The organism is Marinobacter sp., assembly GCF_041687235.1.
In the GTDB taxonomy this organism is placed as follows: domain Bacteria; phylum Pseudomonadota; class Gammaproteobacteria; order Pseudomonadales; family Oleiphilaceae; genus Marinobacter.
On the sequence record NZ_JAWLCH010000009.1, the window covers coordinates 96,821 to 117,610 of the forward strand.

Annotated in this window: 22 protein-coding genes; 6 read left to right on the plus strand and 16 right to left on the minus strand. The window is 58.0% G+C overall.

Going from position 1 to position 20,790, the window contains the following annotated elements; translation table 11 throughout:
* Window positions 1-10: 10 nt before the first annotated feature.
* From purB to ACESMK_RS13610, 6 genes are all read right to left on the minus strand, one after another.
* Complete coding sequence (gene purB / locus ACESMK_RS13585; RefSeq protein ID WP_372999680.1) at window positions 11-1,378, minus strand: adenylosuccinate lyase; 1,368 nt, start codon at window positions 1,376-1,378, stop codon at window positions 11-13.
* Between the two features lie 88 nt (window positions 1,379-1,466).
* Window positions 1,467-2,111, minus strand: a complete 645-nt coding sequence (gene hflD / locus ACESMK_RS13590; protein ID WP_372999682.1) for a high frequency lysogenization protein HflD — start codon at window positions 2,109-2,111, stop codon at window positions 1,467-1,469.
* Entirely contained in the window at window positions 2,108-3,295 is a 1,188-nt protein-coding gene (gene mnmA / locus ACESMK_RS13595) for a tRNA 2-thiouridine(34) synthase MnmA (RefSeq protein ID WP_372999685.1), read from the minus strand. The genes hflD and mnmA overlap by 4 nt, the downstream gene beginning before the upstream one ends.
* 36 nt (window positions 3,296-3,331) lie before the next feature.
* Window positions 3,332-3,796 (minus strand): NUDIX hydrolase, encoded by a 465-nt coding sequence (locus ACESMK_RS13600; RefSeq protein WP_372999688.1) that lies wholly within the window; start codon window positions 3,794-3,796, stop codon window positions 3,332-3,334.
* Entirely contained in the window at window positions 3,793-4,425 is a 633-nt protein-coding gene (locus tag ACESMK_RS13605; RefSeq protein WP_372999691.1) for a pseudouridine synthase, read from the minus strand. The genes ACESMK_RS13600 and ACESMK_RS13605 overlap by 4 nt, the downstream gene beginning before the upstream one ends.
* A gap of 174 nt (window positions 4,426-4,599) precedes the next feature.
* On the minus strand, window positions 4,600-4,911 hold the full coding sequence (locus ACESMK_RS13610) for a cold shock domain-containing protein (RefSeq protein WP_372999694.1): 312 nt from the start codon (window positions 4,909-4,911) through the stop codon (window positions 4,600-4,602).
* A 306-nt stretch (window positions 4,912-5,217) separates the two neighbouring features.
* On the opposite strand from ACESMK_RS13610, the gene clpS reads away from it, so the two are divergent.
* Both clpS and clpA read left to right on the plus strand, forming a co-directional pair.
* On the plus strand, window positions 5,218-5,577 hold the full coding sequence (gene clpS / locus ACESMK_RS13615; protein ID WP_008169202.1) for an ATP-dependent Clp protease adapter ClpS: 360 nt from the start codon (window positions 5,218-5,220) through the stop codon (window positions 5,575-5,577).
* 18 nt (window positions 5,578-5,595) lie between these two features.
* Window positions 5,596-7,866 carry an ATP-dependent Clp protease ATP-binding subunit ClpA gene (gene clpA / locus ACESMK_RS13620; protein WP_372999697.1) on the plus strand — a complete coding sequence of 757 codons (2,271 nt, stop codon included), beginning with the start codon at window positions 5,596-5,598 and terminating at the stop codon, window positions 7,864-7,866.
* 102 nt (window positions 7,867-7,968) lie between these two features.
* On the opposite strand, the gene infA is transcribed toward clpA, so the two are convergent.
* From infA to ACESMK_RS13665, 9 genes are all read right to left on the minus strand, one after another.
* Complete coding sequence (infA, locus tag ACESMK_RS13625; RefSeq protein ID WP_008169200.1) at window positions 7,969-8,187, minus strand: translation initiation factor IF-1; 219 nt, start codon at window positions 8,185-8,187, stop codon at window positions 7,969-7,971.
* Window positions 8,188-8,267: 80 nt separating this feature from the next.
* The gene (locus ACESMK_RS13630) at window positions 8,268-8,981 is read right to left on the minus strand and encodes an arginyltransferase (protein ID WP_372999701.1); all 714 of its coding nucleotides are present in this window, start codon (window positions 8,979-8,981) and stop codon (window positions 8,268-8,270) included.
* Window positions 8,982-9,695, minus strand: coding sequence for a leucyl/phenylalanyl-tRNA--protein transferase (aat, locus tag ACESMK_RS13635; protein WP_372999704.1), 714 nt, complete (start codon window positions 9,693-9,695; stop codon window positions 8,982-8,984).
* 203 nt (window positions 9,696-9,898) lie between these two features.
* Complete coding sequence (gene trxB / locus ACESMK_RS13640) at window positions 9,899-10,852, minus strand: thioredoxin-disulfide reductase (protein WP_372999707.1); 954 nt, start codon at window positions 10,850-10,852, stop codon at window positions 9,899-9,901.
* A 143-nt stretch (window positions 10,853-10,995) separates the two neighbouring features.
* Window positions 10,996-11,907 carry an AAA family ATPase gene (locus ACESMK_RS13645; RefSeq protein ID WP_372999710.1) on the minus strand — a complete coding sequence of 304 codons (912 nt, stop codon included), beginning with the start codon at window positions 11,905-11,907 and terminating at the stop codon, window positions 10,996-10,998.
* A 7-nt stretch (window positions 11,908-11,914) separates the two neighbouring features.
* Window positions 11,915-12,838, minus strand: coding sequence for a carbon-nitrogen hydrolase (locus ACESMK_RS13650; RefSeq protein ID WP_372999713.1), 924 nt, complete (start codon window positions 12,836-12,838; stop codon window positions 11,915-11,917).
* A complete protein-coding gene (locus tag ACESMK_RS13655) occupies window positions 12,838-13,887 on the minus strand; it encodes an agmatine/peptidylarginine deiminase (RefSeq protein ID WP_372999716.1) in 1,050 nt (349 codons plus the stop codon). Before ACESMK_RS13655 ends, ACESMK_RS13650 begins: the two co-directional genes overlap by 1 nt.
* A 102-nt stretch (window positions 13,888-13,989) precedes the next feature.
* Entirely contained in the window at window positions 13,990-14,292 is a 303-nt protein-coding gene (locus ACESMK_RS13660; protein WP_372999719.1) for a hypothetical protein, read from the minus strand.
* A gap of 95 nt (window positions 14,293-14,387) precedes the next feature.
* A complete protein-coding gene (locus ACESMK_RS13665; RefSeq protein WP_372999722.1) occupies window positions 14,388-14,975 on the minus strand; it encodes a PilZ domain-containing protein in 588 nt (195 codons plus the stop codon).
* A 122-nt stretch (window positions 14,976-15,097) separates the two neighbouring features.
* Between ACESMK_RS13665 and ACESMK_RS13670 the strand changes: the two genes are divergently transcribed.
* Together ACESMK_RS13670 and lolD are read left to right on the plus strand one after the other, a co-directional pair.
* On the plus strand, window positions 15,098-16,339 hold the full coding sequence (locus tag ACESMK_RS13670) for a lipoprotein-releasing ABC transporter permease subunit (protein ID WP_372999725.1): 1,242 nt from the start codon (window positions 15,098-15,100) through the stop codon (window positions 16,337-16,339).
* Window positions 16,340-16,352: 13 nt separating this feature from the next.
* Window positions 16,353-17,042 carry a lipoprotein-releasing ABC transporter ATP-binding protein LolD gene (lolD, locus tag ACESMK_RS13675; protein ID WP_372999867.1) on the plus strand — a complete coding sequence of 230 codons (690 nt, stop codon included), beginning with the start codon at window positions 16,353-16,355 and terminating at the stop codon, window positions 17,040-17,042.
* Here the strand turns inward: lolD and ACESMK_RS13680 are convergent.
* Window positions 17,030-17,575, minus strand: a complete 546-nt coding sequence (locus tag ACESMK_RS13680) for a DUF2062 domain-containing protein (RefSeq protein WP_372999728.1) — start codon at window positions 17,573-17,575, stop codon at window positions 17,030-17,032. The genes lolD and ACESMK_RS13680 overlap by 13 nt on opposite strands.
* A gap of 81 nt (window positions 17,576-17,656) precedes the next feature.
* Between ACESMK_RS13680 and ACESMK_RS13685 the strand changes: the two genes are divergently transcribed.
* Together ACESMK_RS13685 and ACESMK_RS13690 are read left to right on the plus strand one after the other, a co-directional pair.
* Window positions 17,657-20,089 carry a DNA internalization-related competence protein ComEC/Rec2 gene (locus ACESMK_RS13685; RefSeq protein WP_372999731.1) on the plus strand — a complete coding sequence of 811 codons (2,433 nt, stop codon included), beginning with the start codon at window positions 17,657-17,659 and terminating at the stop codon, window positions 20,087-20,089.
* 72 nt (window positions 20,090-20,161) lie between these two features.
* Entirely contained in the window at window positions 20,162-20,788 is a 627-nt protein-coding gene (locus tag ACESMK_RS13690; RefSeq protein WP_372999734.1) for a MotA/TolQ/ExbB proton channel family protein, read from the plus strand.
* Window positions 20,789-20,790: the final 2 nt, after the last annotated feature.

Genomic DNA, 20,790 nt, shown 5'->3' on the forward strand with positions numbered 1-20,790 from the left:
ACTCCCGGTTTCAGATGTTTTGTGCCTGATCGACTGCGTTGCCGATGTAACGGCCCGGAGTCAGGGCCATCAGCTCGGCTTTGGCCTGCTCAGGAATGTCGAGGCTCTCCACGAAATTCTTGATCACTTCCGGCGTCATTGCCTTGCCGCGGGTCAATGCCTTCAGCTTTTCATAGGGTTTTTCAATATTGTAACGACGCATCACGGTCTGGATCGGCTCGGCAAGCACTTCCCAGGCATGGTCCAGGTCTTCATCCAGGCGAGCCGGGTTGATTTCAAGTTTGCTCAGGCCTTTCAGTGTAGCTTCGTAGGCGATCAGGCTGTGGGCAAAGCCAACGCCCAGATTGCGCAGTACGGTGGAGTCGGTCAGATCCCGCTGCCAGCGCGAAATGGGCAGCTTGGCGGAGAGGTGGCTGAACAGCGCATTGGCGATGCCCAGATTGCCCTCGGAGTTTTCGAAATCAATCGGGTTGACCTTGTGGGGCATGGTTGAGGAGCCCACTTCGCCTTCCACCGTTTTCTGCTTGAAGTAGCCGAGGGAAATATAGCCCCAGATGTCCCGGTCCAGATCGATCAGAATGGTGTTGAAACGGGCGATGGCATCGTAGAGCTCGGCAATGTAATCGTGTGGCTCAATCTGAGTAGTGTAGGGGTTCCAGTCGAGGCCGAGGCTTTCGATGAATTCCCGGGCGTTGAGGGCCCAGTCGATCTCGGGATAGGCAGAAAGGTGGGCGTTGTAGTTGCCAACGGCGCCATTGATCTTGCCCAGAAGCTCTGTTCCCCGGATCTGTTTTACCTGCCGGCGAAGGCGATGAACGACGTTCGCCAACTCCTTGCCCACGGTGGTGGGGGACGCGGTCTGGCCGTGGGTGCGGGACAGCATCGGCTGCTCGGCATGGTCGTGGGCCAGTTGGGCGAGCTTGTCAACGACCCGGTCCATGGCCGGCAGCAAGCCGTGGTCCAGACCTTCCCGTAGCATCAGGCCATGGGACAGGTTGTTGATATCTTCGGAGGTGCAGGCAAAGTGGACAAATTCGGTTACTGCATGCAGTTCCGGAACGCTGGCAATTTTCTCTTTGATAAAGTATTCCACCGCTTTCACGTCGTGATTGGTGGTGCGCTCGATTTCTTTGATGCGCTCGGCGTCTTCCAGGCTGAATTCCGCAACCAGGCGGTCCAGAACCCCGTTTGCCTCTTCGGAAAAGGCCGGTACCTCGGTGACGCCGGGGTGAGCGGCCAGTTTCTGCAGCCAGCGGATCTCGACGGTTACGCGGTTCCTGATCAGGCCATATTCACTGAAAATTTCACGGAAGACGCTGACCTTGCTGCCATAGCGTCCGTCGACCGGGGAAATGGCGGTCAGGGCGGTGAGTTCCATCGAAAACCTCTCAAGTCATCAAAGAATCGGATCAAAAGAAAATAAGGGGTGCACATCATACACCACCACAGGCACTGAATCAGCGGTGTCAGTGGTACAGGGAGCGATTGGCTTCCTCGGCCAGTTCCCTGGCGAGCCGGATAACCTTTTTCCGGGCAAGGATCAGTTGCCAACGGCGGCCGCCCGTTTGGCGCCAAAGTACGGCGGAGCGAATGCCCGCAAGCAAAAGGGCGCGCACTTTCGCGGCGTTTTCCTCCTGCTGAAGGACGGACGGATTGCCACTAACCTGGATGCGCATGCGAAACGTGCTGATCGTGTCGGCATAGACCGACGCCAGGTTGCTGATCAGATTAGGGTGGGTGTATCCGAAATGGCTCGCGGTGTGCCTTGCCCGCTCAATCCGGCTGCCGATCACGTCCAGCATGTCGGAACGGCGGTTCAGCTTGGACTCCAAATGGACAAGATTGAGGGCATAGCGCAGAACTTCGATGTCCTGCTGTCGGCTCTGCTGGCTGAGCACTGAGGAAAGGGTGACCAGCCCTTCGCGAATATCTCGCAGTTCGCCACCGTAGACGTCCAGCGTCTGCTCGGGATTGGTGGCGAACAGGGAGCGTATGGAGGTTTCCAGGCTGGCTCCGTTGCACTGGCCGTTATGGGCAATTTGCTGCACCAGTTGTGCGGCCTGAAAAACGCCGGCAAGGGCCAGGGTCTGATCCTTGAGGGAGCGGCTCATGCGGTTTCTTCCTGCGGCCGGGTTCCGGTCAGGCGGGCTGGCAGGGGGTCGCCGTCCCGCCAGGTCTCTTCAATGACGCCGCCGCCGAGGCATACGTCGCCATCGTAGAAAACGACAGATTGGCCAGGGGTGACAGCGCGCTGGGCGTCGTCAAAGTCCACCCGAACACCGCCCTGGATCACGACAACCTCGCAATCCTGGTCCGGCTGCCGGTAACGGGTTTTGGCCTTGCAGCGGAATGCCTCCGCAGGTGGCTCGCCAGCGACCCAGTCAATCGGTCCCGATACCAGGCCCCGGGAAAAGAGCAGGGGATGATGTTTGCCCTGAACAGCAATCAGGACATTGCGCGTGAGATCTTTCTCCGCCACGTACCAGGGCTCGTCCCCGAATTCGCTGAGGCCGCCTATGCCCAGCCCCTGACGCTGGCCAATGGTGTGATACATCAGGCCCTGGTGCCGGCCAATTTTCTGGCCATCCGGTGTTTCGATATCGCCTGGCTGGGCCGGAAGGTATTGTTTCAGGAAATCCTTGAACTTGCGCTCGCCAATAAAGCAGATACCGGTGGAATCTTTTTTGTCGTGGGTGACGAAACCCTGCTGTTCGGCAATACGACGCACTTCGGGTTTCTCCAGCTCGCCTACCGGGAACAGTGTTCGCGCAATGCGGTCGCCGGAAACCGCATGCAGGAAATAGCTCTGATCCTTGTTGGGATCCAGCCCTTTCAGAAGTTGGGCCTTGCCCGGGGCGTCGGCAATTGGTCGTTGACGGGCATAGTGGCCGGTGGCGATATAGTCGGCGCCGAGAGTAATGGCGTAATCCAGGAAAGCCCGGAACTTCACTTCCTTGTTGCAAAGGATGTCGGGATTCGGCGTACGCCCGGCCTGGTACTCGGAAAGGAAGTGTTCAAACACCCGATCCCAGTATTCAGCCGCGAAACTGGCGGTGTGCAGCTTGATGCCGATGGCCTCGGCGACGGCCTGGGCGTCCGCCAGGTCCGTCATGGCGGTGCAGTATTCGGTGCCGTCATCCTCGTCCCAGTTCTTCATGAACAGGCCTTCAACCTGGTACCCCTGGTCCTTGAGGAGCCAGGCGGCCACGGACGAATCCACGCCGCCGGACATGCCGACGATGACTCGGGTGTTGGCTGTGCTGTTTGAAGGGGGAGCTTCGGGTGCGTTGGTCATGACAGCTTCGTTACCGGCTAAAAAACCGAAAGTTTATCATCTTTCCGGAGGCGCCGTCTGCGCATCCACCACCACGTCCAGCGGGTATTGCCGACCGTTTCGGTAATCTTCTATGCACTGGAGTACCAGCGGGCTGCGCAGTTTATCGCCCAGCGCGCGAATTTCATCCAGGGTCAGCCAGTGGGCGGCGATGATGCCATCGTCCAGCTGCTCGGTAAGTCGGGTGCGAGCCCGGGCGGCATAACAGAAACGGTAGTAGGTAACCCCGTTGGCGGGCGCCTTGTAGGTGTAGATGCCAAGAAAGTGTAACGGTTCTATGTCCCAGCCAGTTTCTTCCAGAGCTTCCCGCCGAACGGCATCCAGAATGGCTTCGTCCTCCTCGACATGGCCTGCGGGCTGGTTGAAAACAACGTTGCCGCCGCTGATTTCCTCAACCATAAGGTAGCGGTCGGCGCCATCCTCAACAATAACGGCCACGGTGGCGTGGGGTGTCCAGGTCATGATTTCCGGTTTCTCCTGGGTCGGGCGCCGGCGGCACTGCGGCGGCGGGGAGATTTTGCTGGAGCAGGAAGATTAACGGTTATAGTCCGGTAGGCACCTGAATCCAGGCCGTCCAGCGTCCAGTCGCCAATCCGGTATCGGATCAGTCTGAGTGTCGGGAAGCCAACGGCGGCGGTCATGCGCCGGACCTGCCGGTTTTTGCCTTCGGTAATGGTAAGTTCAATCCAGCTTGTTGGAACGCTGTCGCGATGGCGCACCGGTGGCACTCTTGGCCAGACCGTCGGGGCGGGCATTCTTGCGGCCTTTGCGGGTCGGGTGAGGCCATCTTTCAGCTCGACCCCGGATGCCAGGTGATTCAGTGCCTCGTCGGAAATGTCGCCTTCTACCTGTGCCCAGTAGGTTTTGGGCATCTTGAGCGTGGGCGAGGCAATCCGGTGTTGCAGGGCACCCTCGGCGGTCAGCAGAAGCAGACCTTCCGAATCGTAGTCCAGGCGGCCGGCCGGGTATACGCCCGGAATCCGCAGGTAATCTGCCAGGGTAGCGCGGGGCGCCTCACCGTTCTGGGCCCTGTCATCGGTAAACTGGCTCAGAACCTGAAAGGGTTTGTTGAAAAGTACGAGGTCTGCCATGCGCTGGTGCGTTCCCGGAATTCCGATTGCCTTGGAGAGTGCAGGGTACTGCAAAGAGCGGGACTGGCAAAGCCACACGGCTACCGATGGCCTGGCGCACGGTTTCTGGGCAAAAAAAGAGGAGCCCACCAGCGGAAGACCGGTGGGTGAGGGTGGTACCAGGGCCAGAACCGATCAGGCGTTTACTGCACGGGGCGGATAACCGTCCCGGCCCGACTCCTGTTGTCCTGACTCACTGGCTGAGTCGCTCCCGGCTCCAGCCTGTGCCTTGCTGGCAGGCTGCTCTTCAGGAATGATGTTGACGGCGTGAATGCCCTTGTCGCTGGGCTTTTTGTCAAAAGTTACGGGCTGGCCGGCTTTCAGAGTCTTGTAGCCGTCCATTTGCACCGAAGAGAAGTGCGCAAACAGGTCGTCACTGCAGCCATCCTCGATGATGAATCCGTACCCTTTGGCATTGTTGAACCACTTGACCTTGCCTCTTGGCATGATGAACTCCCCTGTTCTTTTGCTGTCACTATTCTTGTTGATCTTTTGTTTGCCTATCGGCGCCGTCGCACTGCCGGTCCGAATCCAGTTACATAAACCTTGCATGGATTTACATTATTTTACAATGCATCTTCACTTTCGGCCAATCATTGCAGCGAGTCAATAGTTTCTGTACCCGGAATGTGTGGTTGAACGCAGTCTGGAAGCGGTATCATGTTCGTATTGATAAATATCTCACGCCCTGCTTGAAAACCCCGGGGCGGACATCCACATTTAACAGGAGCACCGATAAACCGGTAAGGAATGATGCGGACTATCGAAAATTCTCTACTAGTATTCAATCAGGGGGAGGACGAACAACCGGGGCGACAGGATGACCTCAGCGTTGCTCCCGAAAAGCCTGCTCTCAAGCGCCCGGCGCGATACAGGGTGGTGCTTTTGAACGATGACTACACACCCATGGATTTCGTCGTGGACGTGTTGATGAAGTTCTTCGGAATGAATGAGGAAAAGGCGACGCAGGTGATGCTGCTCGTCCATACACAGGGAAAAGCTGTATGCGGGGTATATACCCGGGACATCGCGGAAACAAAGGCGGCACAGGTGAACCAGTATTCCTCGGAATGCGAACATCCGCTCCTTTGCGAGATTGAACGTGCGGACTGAAAGACGTTGGGGTGGCCCATGCTGAGCAAAGATCTAGAAATTACGCTGAATACGGCCTTCAAGAGTGCCCGGGACAAGCGTCATGAGTTCATGACTGTGGAGCATCTGTTGCTGGCCCTACTGGATAATGAATCGGCGGTGGGCGTTCTGAAAGCCTGTGGTGCAGACCTCAAGAGGCTTCAGGAAGAGCTTGTCGAGTTTGTGGATTCAACCACGCCACTGATTCCGAGCAGTGACAGTGAGCGGGAAACGCAGCCCACGCTGGGATTCCAGCGGGTGCTTCAGCGCGCGGTTTTCCATGTGCAGTCCTCGGGCAAGAAAGAGGTGACCGGCGCCAATGTGCTGGTGGCCATTTTCAGCGAGCAGGAAAGCCAGGCCGTGTATGTGCTCAAGAAACAGAGCATTGCCAGGATTGACGTGGTCAATTTCGTGTCTCACGGCATCTCCCGCGTTCAGGGTGCGGAGGATCAGGAGAGTCACGATCAGGCATCCCACGATGAAGCTGGCGAGGAAGGAGGGCAGTCCAAACCTCTGGAAAGCTACGCAACCAATCTGAATGAGCAGGCCCGCCAGGGCCGGATTGATCCGCTGATCGGACGTGAACACGAGGTTGAGCGGGTTGTTCAGATTCTTGTCCGCCGCCGCAAGAATAACCCCTTGCTGGTCGGGGAAGCCGGTGTCGGCAAGACCGCCATTGCGGAAGGGCTTGCCAAACGGATTGTTGATGGCCAGGTCCCCGACATCATTTCCGATGCCGTGGTCTATTCGCTGGATCTCGGGGCTTTGCTTGCCGGAACAAAGTATCGCGGCGATTTCGAGAAGCGCCTCAAAGGGTTGCTTGCCGAACTTAAGAAAGAAAATCACGCGATTCTGTTCATAGATGAGATTCACACCATTATCGGGGCAGGATCTGCTTCCGGTGGTGTAATGGACGCCTCGAATCTGCTGAAACCCATGCTCAGTTCCGGCGAAATCCGGTGCATTGGTTCTACAACATTCCAGGAGTTCCGGGGTATTTTTGAAAAAGACAGTGCCCTGGCGCGCCGGTTCCAGAAAATCGATGTGAACGAGCCCAGTGTTGAGGATACCTATCAGATACTGAAGGGCCTCAAACCCAACTTCGAGAAGCATCACGATCTGAAATACACGGACAAGGCCCTGCGTGTCGCGGCAGAGCTGGCTGACCGGTACATTACTGACCGTCATTTGCCGGACAAGGCCATCGATGTGATTGACGAAGCCGGTGCAAGGCAGAGGCTGCAGCCCGAAGGCAAGCGGAAGAAGACCATAGACGTCACCGAAATCGAGGACGTGGTCGCCAACATTGCCCGTATTCCGCCGAAAAACGTCTCCACCAGCGACAAGGATCTGCTGCGGAACCTGGAGCGGGACCTCAAGATGACCGTCTTTGGTCAGGATCCGGCCATCGAGTCGCTGTCCACCGCCATCAAGCTGGCCCGTGCCGGACTGAAGTCGCCCGAGAAGCCTGAGGGTGCTTTCCTGTTCGCAGGTCCGACCGGTGTCGGTAAAACCGAGGTTACCAAGCAGTTGGCCAAGGTCCTGGGCATCGAACTGGTGCGGTTTGACATGTCCGAGTACATGGAGCGCCACACTGTGTCGCGGCTGATCGGTGCGCCTCCGGGCTACGTCGGCTACGATCAGGGCGGCCTGTTGACGGAATCGGTCAACAAGCATCCGCACTGTGTGCTTCTGCTGGATGAAATCGAGAAGGCGCATCCGGAAGTCTTCAACCTGCTGCTGCAGGTCATGGACCATGGCACCCTGACCGATAACAACGGCCGAAAGGCGGACTTCCGCCACGTGATCCTGGTGATGACCACCAACGCCGGCGCCGAAAGCATGGCCCGTCGCTCCATCGGCTTCAGCGAGCAGGATCACAGCACGGACGGTATGGAAATTATCAGCAAGACGTTCACGCCGGAATTCCGAAACCGTCTTGACGGTATCATCCAGTTTGGCGATCTTCAGATGGACACCATCACCCACGTGGTGGACAAGTTCCTGACCGAGCTGCAGGCGCAACTGGACGAGAAGCATGTGGTTCTGCATGTGGATGACGACGCGAAGGCCTGGCTGGCCGAGAAGGGTTATGACGTCACTATGGGCGCCCGTCCGATGTCCCGTCTGATTCAGGACAGGATCAAACGGCCCCTGGCAGAGCAGATTCTGTTTGGTCGCCTGTCAGAGAAGGGCGGGGATGTGTTCATCCACCTCCGTGATGACGAGCTGGTGTTCGATTACGAGGACGAGCCTGCAGAGGCTGTCTGAAATACTTGAGCAAGGAAAACCGCTGTCCGGGCAACCGGCAGCGGTTTTTTTAGGCCCTAACGAAAAAAGCCCCCGAAGGGGCTTTCAGATGTCACGGGAGCATCAACGGGCGCGATAAACAATGCGGCCCTTGCTCAGGTCGTAGGGAGTGAGCTCAACCTTGACCTTGTCACCTGTCAGGATGCGGATGTAGTTCTTGCGCATCTTGCCGGAGATGTGAGCTGTCACAACATGACCGTTGCTGAGCTCAACGCGGAACATGGTGTTTGGAAGGGTATCGATAATAACGCCTTCCATTTCAATGGCATCTGATTTCGGCATTCAGTAGAAACCTCGTTTGGATATGCTTCTCGTAATTTTAAATTGCGCAATTCTGCCTGATTTATCGGCGTTTGGCAAAGTTAGCCCGGGTTCAGTTCTCGCCAGTGACCGTCTCGAAGTGCCTCGATTGGGCGAAAGCGGGTTTTGTAATTCATTTTTCGGCACTGCTTAATCCAGTAGCCCAGGTACAAGTGAGGTAATCCTCTGCGGCGCGCTTCCTCAATTTGCCAGAGGATAGCGAATGTGCCCAGACTCCGGTCCTCCAGTTCAGGGTGGAACACGGTGTAAATAGCGGAGAGGCCATCGTCCAACAGGTCCACGGCGGCCAGCCCAACCAGCTGATTGTCTTTACGGATTTCCAGAAACCAGGAATCGGTAGCGCCTTCCACCAGGAATGAGGTGAACTGTTCCCTGGAGGGCGGATACATGTCTCCGTCTTTATGCCGCTGCTCAATGTAGGTCGCGTAAAGCTGATAGTACCTTTCCGCGAAGGTGGCCGGCACCATTGTGCACTCCAGGTCTTCGTTTTTCCGAAGTACCCGCCTCTGGCTTCGATCAGGCCTGAAATCGTCGACTTTCAGGCGAACAGGTATGCAGGCGTTGCACTGTTCGCAGTGGGGTCGGTAATAGTGCGATCCGCTGCGGCGGAAGCCGAGGGCGGTTAGCTGGCTGTAGAGTTTTTTGTCGATATGGGCCCGCGGATCCACAAACATGGTGGTTGCCTCGCGGTCTGGCAGGTAGCTGCAATCGTGCGGGGGTGTTGCGAAGAACACCAGGGTTCTGAGATTGCTCATTCATGCCTCCGGCCCGGGCCAATGCCAGTGGAAGGTCCAGTCGGTCTGTTCCGGTTCCTGGTCGATGCTCATTCTGAGTATAGATAAAAACTCTTCCCGGGGAATAGTCCGTGCGCCCATCGTCAGGAGGTGTCGGCTTTCGACCTGGCAGTCCATGATCCGGTAGCCCCAGGTTTCCAGCTGGTTTGCCAGGTGGACCATCAGGACCTTGGAGGCGTTGGTTTCCAGGGAGAACATGGATTCGCCAAAGAAGCATCGGCCAATGGCCAGGCCGTACATGCCTCCGGCCAGTTCACCGCGCCGGTTCCAGATTTCTATTGAATGAGCCACTCCCATGCGGTGCAGCTCCGAATAGCTGGCAATCATCTCTTCGGTTATCCAGGTGCCTTCAGCCCGGGTGGAGGCGCATAACCGGATAATCCGTCCAAAGTGTCTGTCGGCCGTTACCCGGAAGCGTTGCTGGTTCAGGTCGCGACGCAGGCTCCGGGACACGTGGATTTCATTCGGGAATAGTACGCACCTGGGATTCGGTGACCACCAGAGTATAGGCTGGTCGTCGCTGTACCAGGGGAAGATGCCGTTCCGGTAGGCCAGGATGAGTCGGTCGGTGGACAGGTCGCCGCCGAGGGCCAGGAGGCCGTCCGGGTCGTCCAGGGCTTCGTTGGCGGGGGGGAACCAGAGTTGATCCGGGTCTAGCCAGGGTAGTGAGGTCATCCTTCTCCGGTTTTTACTGCCTAGTTCGCGTTGATCTTTTTGCTAACGGGCTTGGGAGTCGCGCCCGGGAGGACCAGTCTTCTAAAACACGCCGTAAATACATCCCTGTAGGCTTGGCTCCGCCATCCCTGGCTCCGCACAGTTTTATAAGACTGGTCCTCCCGGCCTCGATCAGCTTCCGTGTCGCCTTCTAAAAGACTAGATCAATCCTGTTGATCCAGAAACTTTTCAGCATCCAGGGCGGCCATGCAGCCGAAGCCGGCGGAGGTAACGGCCTGGCGGTAGACGTGATCGGCTACGTCGCCGGCGGCAAAAACGCCGGGGATGCTGCTCTGGGTGGCCATGCCTTCGAGGCCGGAGCGGATGCGAATGTAGCCGTTTTCCATGTCCAACTGGCCCTGGAACAGGTCGGTGTTGGGCTTGTGGCCGATGGCGATGAATACGCCGGCCAGGTCCATTTCCCGGGTTGAGCCGTCTTTGGTACTCTTGATGCGCATGCCGGTGACGCCGGTGCCGTCGCCCAGGACTTCATCGAGGGTGTGGTCCCAGACGATGTTGACGTTGCCGTTTTCGGCTTTTTCAAACAGTTTGTCCTGGAGGATCTTCTCGGCGCGCAGGCTGTCGCGGCGGTGTACCAGGGTGACTTCGTCGGCGATGTTGGAGAGGTAAAGGGCCTCTTCAACGGCGGTGTTGCCGCCGCCGATGACGGCGACTTTCTGTTTCTTGTAAAAGAAGCCGTCGCAGGTGGCGCAGGCGGAGACGCCCTGGCCTTTGAACTTCTCTTCGGATTCGAGACCGAGGTACATGGCAGAGGCGCCGGTGGCGATGATCAGGGCGTCGCAGGTGTATTCGCCGCCGTCGCCCTTCAGGCGGAAGGGGCGGCTGTGGAGGTCGGCTTCGTTGATAGTGTCGTAGACGATGCTGGTTTCGAAGCGTTCGGCGTGCTTGAGCATGCGCTGCATGAGTTCAGGGCCCTGTACGCCGTCGTTGTCGCCGGGCCAGTTGTCCACGTCGGTGGTAGTGGTGAGCTGGCCGCCGACTTCAATACCGGTAATCAGGGTCGGGTTCAGGTTGGCGCGGGCTGCGTAGACGGCAGCGGTGTAGCCAGCAGGGCCGGAACCGAGGATGATCAGTCGGGAATGTTTGGTGTCGCTCATTGAAGATTCTCTCACTGAAAAAAAACCGTACGTTGCCGGGCCCGGTTTCAGGGCCAGACTCTTCGGGGAAAGGTGGAAAGGCTAACATGAAAGACGCGGTCTGCCATTCGTTTTGGCCAATTCCGCTTATAAAACCTTGCTATTTACTCAAGCACGGAAACCGTTGCCAGGAGCTGGCGCACGCGTTCTGCACTCTTGCCGGATTCGCCCTGTTCAAGACGATGCTCCGCCACTGCCGGAAATACAGCCTGGATGTCGTCCGGCAGTACGTGGTGCCTTCCCTCCATCAGCGCCCAGGCCCTGGCTGCACGAACCAGTCCCAGCCCGGCCCGGGGCGAGAGGCCGTAGAGAAGGCCGGGCATTCGGCGGCTTTGTTCCAACAGCCGTTGTACATAATCCAGCAAGGCGGGGCTGGCAGTTACCCGGGTGACGCCCTCCTGAAGGGTCCTGAGATCCTCCTGGGAGAGCAGGGTCGGGAGTTTCTCGGTCATCACTCGCCGGTCTTCACCTTCAAGCAGTTCCCGTTCCGCCCTGGGGTCCGGATAGCCGAGGCGCAGGCGCATGAGGAACCGGTCCAGTTGAGACTCGGGCAGGGGGTAAGTGCCGCCCTGTTCGATGGGGTTCTGGGTGGCAATCACGAAAAACGGGTGGGGAAGTGGGCGGGTTTCCCCCTCAATGGATACCTGGCGTTCCTCCATGGCTTCAAGCAGGGCGCTTTGTGTTCTCGGTGAGGCCCGATTGATCTCATCGGCCAGCACCACCTGGGCGAAAATGGGACCAGGGTGGAAAACCAGACTGCCTGCTTGCTTGTCGTACATGGAGTAGCCGAGCACATCCGCCGGCAGCAGGTCATTGGTGAACTGAATGCGCTGATAACTCAGGCCCATCACTTTGGCCAGGGCATGGGAGAGGGTGGTCTTGCCCATGCCGGGGATATCTTCGATCAGCAGGTGCCCGCGGGCCAGCAGCCCGCAAAGGGCAAGCCTTACCTGTTGGTCCTTGCCAAGAAGTATCTGGTTCAGTTCACTGACTACGGTATCGACCAGTTTTTTCATTCCGGGCTCAGTCCCTCACGCGTTTCAGGATGTCGCCGTAGGCATCGATTCGGCGGTCTCTCAGATACGGCCAGATACGGCGAACCGATTCACTTCGATCGCGATCAAGGCTCACTGCCAGAATGCACTCGGAGCTGTCATCGCCCCGTGCCAGGAATTCACCCTGGGGGCCACAAATGAAGCTGTTACCCCAGAATCGAATACCATCGGTGTGCCCGGAAGGATCCGGTTCGGTGCCCACACGGTTCGGTGCAACCACCGGCAGGTTATTGGCAACCGCATGGCCTCGCTGCACGGTGATCCATGCGTCCAGCTGACGTGCCTGCTCCTCAGGATCATCCGTTATGTCCCAGCCGATAGCGGTGGGGTATATCAGTATCTCGGCGCCCGCAAGGGCCATCAGGCGGGCGGCCTCGGGATACCATTGGTCCCAGCATACGAGAACCCCGAGCCTGCCTGCCGAGGTGTCAATGGGGGTAAATCCGCTGCGACCGTCGTTGAACTGGGCATCGCCGGGAGTGAAGTAGAATTTCTCGTAGAAACCCGGGTCGTCCGGGATGTGCATTTTCCGATATAGCCCGGCCATGGAGCCGTCGTTTTCAAACACCACGGCGGTATTGTGGTAAACGCCGTTCATGCGCCGCTCAAAGATCGAGCCAACCAGGACGACACCCAGCTCGCGGGCCAGGTCAGACAAACGCTGGCTGGTGGGGCCGGGAATCGGCTCTGCCAGTTCGAAAACAGAGGTGTCTTCGGTCTGGCAAAAGTACAGGGTGGCGTGAAGTTCTTGCAGAACGACAAGGTCCGCGCTACCGGCTACAGCCTCCCGCACCAGCTTTTCAGTAACCGCAAGGCTCGCAGCCTTGTCGCTGCTACAGGCCTGTTGGATGGCGGCGATATTGATCTGGCTTTTGCGTGCTCCACTGCTCATCAGGTGACGACTCCGGCGGGTATTTGCATGGTGACACAGTGAAGGCTGCCATGCTGGTAAATCAAGGGCCGGCAATCGATCGGAACGATGTCCCGGGTCGGAAAAATGTCCTTCATGACGGCGATGGCATCTTTATCCTGTGTTACGCCGTAGACCGGCAGCAGCACCGCCCCGTTAAGAATCAGGAAGTTCGCGTAGGTGGCGGGCAGGCGTTCACCGTCTTCGTCATGAATTGCATCGGGCCAAGGCAAAGCCGTCAGTTTGTAGGGCGAGCCGTCGGCCTGACGGAATTCCTGGAGTTCTTCCTCCATGGCAGCCAGAGCGCTGTAGTGCTCATCGGCCACATCCGGGCAGGCCACATAACAGATGTGGTCCGGGGCGCAGAATCTGGCCAGGGTATCTATGTGGCTGTCGGTGTCGTCTCCGGCCAGGTAGCCATGGTTCAGCCAGAGAATCCGGCTGATCCCCAGCACCTCTGACAGCAGCCGTTCAATCGCGGTGCGATCCATGGAGGGATTCCGGGTCGGCGTCAGCAGGCACTCGGAAGTGGTCAGCAGGGTGCCGGAGCCATCGGATTCGAAGGATCCGCCCTCCAGTACAAAGTCCACCTGTTGCATGGTGGTTGTGCCGAATACGCCAGCATTTAGCAGGTGCCTGTTCAGTGCGTCGTCCTTTTCGAAGGGGAATTTTCCACCCCAGGCGTTGAACCGGAAATCCAGCAGTGCAGGCCCGTCTTCAGTGACAACGGTAATTGGCCCGTGGTCCCTTGCCCAGGTATCGTTTGCTGGCGCCGGAACCGATTTCACACGGCCCGGGAGGCCGTTTTCCTCGGCGTAGCGATTGAGATCCCGCTCCAGCTCCTGAAGGCGTACAACATGTTCACAACTCACCACGAGATGTTCGTATCGAAGTACAGCCTGAGCAATATTCAGAAACACCGGTTCCACTTTATCGATCACATCTGCCCAGTCGGTTCCCGGATGGGGCCAGGTCAGCATTATGGCGCTCTGGGGCGCCCACTCTGCGGGCAACACTCGTTTGGTTGTCACTACGCCACCTTGAATCATAAAAGACGCCATTCTAACCAACGGTCGGTTGAACGTCAGGACATGAGAAGGGAATTTTTCGGCCTGAGAGGGCCCCCGGGGCCTTCAGCGATTCTGCTTGAGAACGGTATGGATAACCCGGTCGCCCTCAAAATATACGACGAAGTTCTGATAATGCCATTGGCTTATGGGTGGCTCGCCCACCGGGCCCTGAATCTCCATGGGAGCCCCCCAGGAGGCCCGCACTGACGACTGGCTCATGCCAGAAGCCGGGAAGCTGGCCTGGTCGCGATCCGATTGCTCGCCGACCGGAACGCGGACTTCTTCGGCCACCACGGTAGGTATCTGAAAAAAGGCCAGAGAAGTCGTTACTGCCAGCGCGCCGAACAGGGTTTTGTTTTTTCTCATTGATGGGTCTCCATGAATACTGGCGTCCTCAAAAGGACATGGATAAAGCGTAATATCCGAAAAAGACTAGCAAAAGTCACCCGTTTTTCCCCAGTCTACTCTTTTTGGCGCTGTCGAATCTGCCACCGCATCACATGCCGTGCGATTTGCTGGCGATCGCTGTCATCAATCCGGGCAAATTCGGTGTGGACCCTTGCTCCGCCTGATGAATCGGGGTTTACTTCAAGCACACTGGCAATCGCCTGGGGCTGGTAAAGTTCGGGCGGGAGGGTCATACGGACAGCGAGCCGGTCGCCCGGCTGCCAGGCAGGGGTACTGCTTGAGAAGGACAGGCCCCCCTCACTCAGGGTCACTTCCTGCCAGTCCTCAGGTTGCAACGGATTTTGCTCAAAGGCCATAATGCGCGCAAGCGTATCCAGCTTGCCGTTCAGGGACTTGATCAGTCCGGTAAGCAGCCGGTCTTTTTCGGCGAGGCTGGCAAGCTGGGATTTTACGTCCTGGTCCAGCCGTCTGAATTCAGCTTTCAGGCTTTCAAGGTGGTCGCCGTTGAAGACATCCCTGTCCATAGGCGTGCCCGGCGCCAGCTTGCGGATCTCCAGGCCGATCCGGTCTTCAATGCGGAAAAAGTCCCGGCGTTCGGGAGAGTAATCCGCCGGTTCGCTTTGGATATCGGATGACTGCATCTCGGCTCCGAATGGCTGAATTTTTATTGGTATAGAACAGTTTAGCAGTTTCCCTCCGTGCTGGAAGGTACTCGGGAAAACCAGACCACGACAGACCTGAAGGTAGCAACAGGCACCTCTCCATGTTCAGACCCTTATCGTTTTACATTGGCTTGCGATACACGGCTGCCAAACGCCGTAACCACTTCATATCTTTTATTTCCCTGACCTCCATGATCGGGCTGATGCTCGGTGTCGCGGTTCTGATTATCGTACTGTCAGTCATGAATGGCTTTGATCGGGAACTCAAGCAGAGAATTCTCGGGATGGTGCCCCATGCCACGATCCAGGGTGCTGGCCCTCTGGAGGATTGGCAATCCGTTGATACCCGGGTGCAGCTGCACCCCCGTGTGTTGGCAGCAGCTCCCTTCATTCAGGGGCAGGGTATGGTGACCGGTGGCGGAAACGTTCGTGGTGTGATGCTGAACGGTATCCTGCCCGAAGAAGAGCGCACCGTTTCCATCATCGAAAATCACATGATCGAAGGCGGGCTGGACGATCTGGTGTCCGGTGAATTCGGCATCATCATCGGTCGTCTGATGGCCTCCAGCCTGGGGCTTCAGGTTGGGGACAAGGTGACAGTCGTTTTGCCAGAGGCTTCGGTAACGCCTGCTGGCGTTCTCCCCAGGCTCAAACGGTTTACGGTTAAAGGGGTTTTCAGCGTGGGTGCCGAGCTGGATGGCAACTACACCCTGATCCATATGGACGATGCAGCCAAGCTCATGCGGACCGGGGGCAAGGCAGAGGGCATCCGCCTGCTGGTGGACGACCTGTTCGCAGCGCCCAGGGTGTCACGTGAGGCGGCTGAGGAGCTTGGCGGAAGGTTCTACGTATCCGACTGGACCCGGACCCACGGCAATCTGTTCCAGGCTATCCGTATGGAGAAAACCATGATTGGCCTGCTATTGATGTTTATTGTCGCCGTAGCCGCCTTCAACATTGTGTCCACGCTCGTGATGGTGGTTACGGATAAAACCGGCGATATCGCCATTCTCCGGACCATGGGGGCAACGCCGGGCCGGATCATGCGGATCTTCATTGTTCAGGGGGCGGTCATTGGCGTCTTCGGGACCATTGTTGGCACCGCTTTGGGCGTTTTCGGGGCACTGAACATCAGTGCCTTTATCTCCTGGCTTGAGGGCGCGCTTGGCCACCAGTTTTTGAGTGCCGACGTCTATTTTATCAGCTACCTGCCTTCCCAACTTCAGTGGCAGGACGTTTTCATAATCAGCGGGGCCGGTCTTGCCATGAGTTTACTGGCAACCATCTATCCGGCCTGGCGGGCCTCCAGGGTAGATCCGGCGGAGGCGCTTCGCTATGAGTAAGGACAATTCCCGTATGGCGCATTCTTCCCTGGTGATCGACTGTCGTCAGGTCACCCGCACCTACAACGAGGGTCCCGGAAAGCTCACCATCTTTTCGGACATCTCCCTGGAAGTCTCGCAGGGTGAGACCGTTGCCATTGTCGGAAGCAGCGGCGCCGGAAAGACAACACTGCTGAATCTGCTGGGCGGGCTGGACAAGCCCTCTTCCGGACAGATTTCCATCTGTGGCGAGGATATTCACCGGCTCTCCGAGGCGCGACGCGCCCGGTTTCGCAATGCCCACCTGGGGTTTGTATACCAGTTTCATCACCTCCTGCCGGAATTTACCGCCCTGGAAAACGTCATGATGCCGTGTGCGTTGGGTGGAATGTCGGTGTCGAGTTCCCGGGACAAGGCAAAGAGTTTGCTGGAGCGTGTCGGGCTTGGTGAGCGGCTGGTCCATAAACCCGGTGAGTTATCTGGTGGCGAGAGGCAGCGGGTTGCTATCGCGAGGGCCCTGGTAAACGAACCGGATTGTGTGCTGATGGATGAACCAACAGGCAACCTGGACGAACACACCGGCGAGGGGGTTCAGGCCCTGATCGAATCCCTCAGGGATCAGCTTGGCATTGCCTTTGTTATGGTAACCCATGACATGAGAATGGCCCGAAGTCTGGGCAGGGTATTGCGGCTGGAGCAGGGCCGGCTGATTCAGGAAATCTGATCGGCCGCTCGCCGGCGTCTCAGCCGGGCGGTTCGCCGTACCTGCCAGTCTGTCCGGATTTTCCGGCGCCAGAGATACTGGATGATCAGGTAGGCCACGCACGCGGAGACTGTCGCGACGATGAGGGAGCCCAGATAGAGCGGGATACCAATGTCCAGCAAGCGTTCGCTGATCCACGACCACGACACCTGGAATTCAAAGTTCAGAACAGGACGGTCCAGTATCCAGGCACCCACTTTGTAGTTGAAGTAGAACATGGGTGGCATGGTGACCGGATTGCTGATCCAGACGAGAACCACGGATAGCGGCAGGTTGGCATTGAACCAGATGGCGAAAAAGGCCGCGGCGAGCATCTGGAAAGGCATGGGTATAAAACAGAACCAGATACCGACCAGGAAAGCTCGGGCAACACAGTGACGATTTATATGCCATAGGTTGGGTTCATGAAGAATGTCGCCCAGAAAGCTCAGCGATTGCATCGCTTGTACCTTCTCTGGTGAGGGCAGATAGCGTTTCATGAACTTCTTTGGCATTGGAAGTTCTGCCTTTAAGCGGAGTTAATATACCGGCACATCGGATGCCGCCGGTGTGTCTGACAAACAGGAGGACAAGGATTGTCCGGAAGTATCAACCGCCCGGCGTGCTCTTCTGGCAGGTCCGGTTCTGCGGCGTTGGGCGTTATCGCCTTCTCGTTTGGCGTTATCTTACTGTATTGGTTGTCGATACTGCCACCTCTGGCGTGGTTGACTGCGGCCACGCTGCTGTCTGGTTGGGGGCTTGCCCGTTCTTCATCGCCTTTGACCCGTCGGCTGTCAGTATTCGCCTTGGGCCTGCTTGCCGGGCTTTCCTGGGCGTCCTGGCAGGCCGGAGACAGGCTCTCGGAGGTGCTCGCGCCCGGTCTTGAGCGGGAGCGCCTATCGGTCTCGGGGTACCTGTGCGATATCCCGTCCCCTGGCAGCTTTAACAGTCTGCGTTTCAGTTTCTGTGTTACCCAATGGCATAACCTTCCCACCGAAGCCGTGAACGGAGCAAGGCTGCCGGAACTTCTCAGGCTGTCCTGGTACGGCCATGGAGACGATTCGCTGCCGGCTGCACGTTTGCGCCTGGAGGTTGTTCTCAAACGTCCCCATGGCACGCTCAACCCGGCGGGTTTCCGGTACGAGGACTGGCTGTTTCGCAAGGGGTTTCGGGCCACGGGAAGCGTCCGTGATGTGCGGAGCGACCCAACGGTCGAGTGTTTCCTGCATTGTCAGTACCGCAGCCTGCACCTTTCGCTGAACAGCTGGGTTACCGAACGGTTTGGCGATGCCAGGCATTTTCCATTGATTTCCTCGCTGTTGATTGGTCATCGCGGCCACATGGAGCCGAACCACTGGGATGTACTCAAGGCGACCGGAACCATTCACCTTTTGGCCATCTCCGGCCTGCATCTCGGCCTGGTGGCCCTGGGTACCGGTTTCTTGTGCAGACGTCTGTTGTTGGCTCTGCCGGCACGAAGAGTCAGTGACGGAGCCACACGCCGGATCGTTTTCGCATCGGTCGTTATCTGCTGCCTGATCTACGCCCTGGCTGCCGGGTTTACCGTACCGACCCGTAGGGCCCTGATCATGGTGATCGCCGGCGGTTGGCTGATCTTGTTGAGTCGTCAGACTCCGGTCTGGCAATCCTTTCTCGCCGCGCTGGCGGCTGTACTTGTACTCGATCCTTTTGCACCTCTGGATCAGGGTTTCTGGCTCTCCTTCGCGGCAGTCGCCGTGTTGATCGCGGCGTTCTCGGCACGGCTTTCCGGAACAGGCTGGGTGACAGGTCTCCTGCTGGCCCAAATTGCTGTCTTTGGTGGCCTTTGGCCCATTCTGGAAAGTTTGGGGCAGAGTCAGCCGTTGCTGGGGCTCGTGGCAAATGTGATGGCTATTCCCTGGGTTTCCCTTGTGGTTATGCCGATGTTGGTGACAGGTGGGCTGGCCACTGCCATTTTCCCTGGCGCCGCGCAGCTGTTTGTGACGGTGCTTGATCTTGTGCTGGGCATGCTCTGGCAGTTCCTGGTCTGGGTCGGAGGTTGGCAGGCACCGACTATTGATGCCAGTTTGCCGGAGCTTGCGGGGTGGGCGTTGCTGACCGTCGCCATAGTATTTGCTCCGTTCGCGGCATTCCGCTTAATCGGGGGGCTTTTGGCCGTGTTGTGGCTGATGTACCCGGAGCCGATGGCCGCGCAGAATCCCTATGTGGCCGAGCCGGAAGTCCGGATATGGGATGTCGGTCAGGGGCTGTCAGTACTGGTCCGGCACCAACGTGAGGTCTTCGTTTATGACACTGGTCCTGCTGTTCCGGGCGTGTTCTCAGCCGTTGAATCGACACTCCTGCCCAACCTGAAAGCAGAGGGTATCCGTCGAATCGACACCCTGGTGATCAGCCATGCAGACAACGATCATGCCGGGGGCGTGTCGGAGCTCGCCAGGAAAATTGGAATCGGGCGCGTCATCGCTGGCGAGACTGAGCCGCTCGGGGAGCAGATCCCGGATTTGACCGCTTCACCCTGCAAACGGTCCGTGCAGACGCTGGGTGGACTGGTTGTCGAGTATTGGCAAGGGGAGGGCGTGACAGAAGGAAACGACGCCTCCTGTGTGGTGCGAATCCAGCATCCCGATTCAGGCATTGAATGGCTCTTGCCGGGTGATATTACTGACCGAATGGAGGCACAGTATCTGGCCTACCGGTCCGGCGGAGAGGGTCTGCCGGACCCATCCACTCGAGTGCTGGTTGCGCCTCACCATGGCAGCAAAACCTCATCGTCCGGAGCCTGGGTTGGGGCATTGAAGCCGGATTGGGTGATTTACACCGCCGGATACCGACACCGATACGGCCATCCTCACCCGAGGGTAACCGGCCGGTACGCTGAGGTTGGGGCAGCGGCGCTGAACACGGCCTGTTCCGGCAGCGTGCTAATGACCATTGCCGATAACCAGTTGGCGTTAAAGGAAATGCGCGACAACGCTCCGTTCTGGATTGGCGGCCCGGGGCTAACCCGTGACCAATGTAAAATACCGTGACATTCCAGGTGTGGCCTCCACCGGTAGCTATGCTAAAGTAGCGCGGCTTGCAAACAATCAGGGAGACCAAGCGTGTTCGAGCTGTTGAAAGCCGGTGGCATTCTGATGGTGCCAATTGTTGCCTGTTCCATTCTGGCGCTGGCCATCATTCTGGAGCGTTTCTGGACCCTTCGCGCCTCCAGGGTGGCGCCTCCGCAGACCATTAACGAATTGTGGCGGTGGATCAAGAAGAAAGAACTCAATGGCCGGAAGCTGAAGGCGTTGCAGGGATCCTCTCCGCTCGGCCGGATTCTGGCCGGTGGCCTGATCAATGCCAAGCACGGCCGCGAAATCATGAAAGAGAGCATCGAGCACGAGGCGAGCCAGGTCATTCATGATCTGGAGCGGTTCCTGAACCCGCTGGGCACCGTGGCGACCATTACCCCGTTGTTGGGTTTGTTGGGCACCGTAATCGGCATGATCAAGGTGTTTGCAGAGATTCAACTGGCGGGCGTTGGCAACGCGGGTAACCTGGCCGGCGGTATCTCCGAGGCGCTTATCACCACGGCTGCCGGCCTGAGTGTGGCCATACCGGCCCTGATCTGCCATCGCTACTTTATCCGTCGGGTGGATGAACTGGTGGTTGGTATGGAGCAGGAAGCCATCAAGCTGGTTGAGGTAGTTCACGGAGACCGCGAAATCGACGTGGAAGGAGCCTGAAC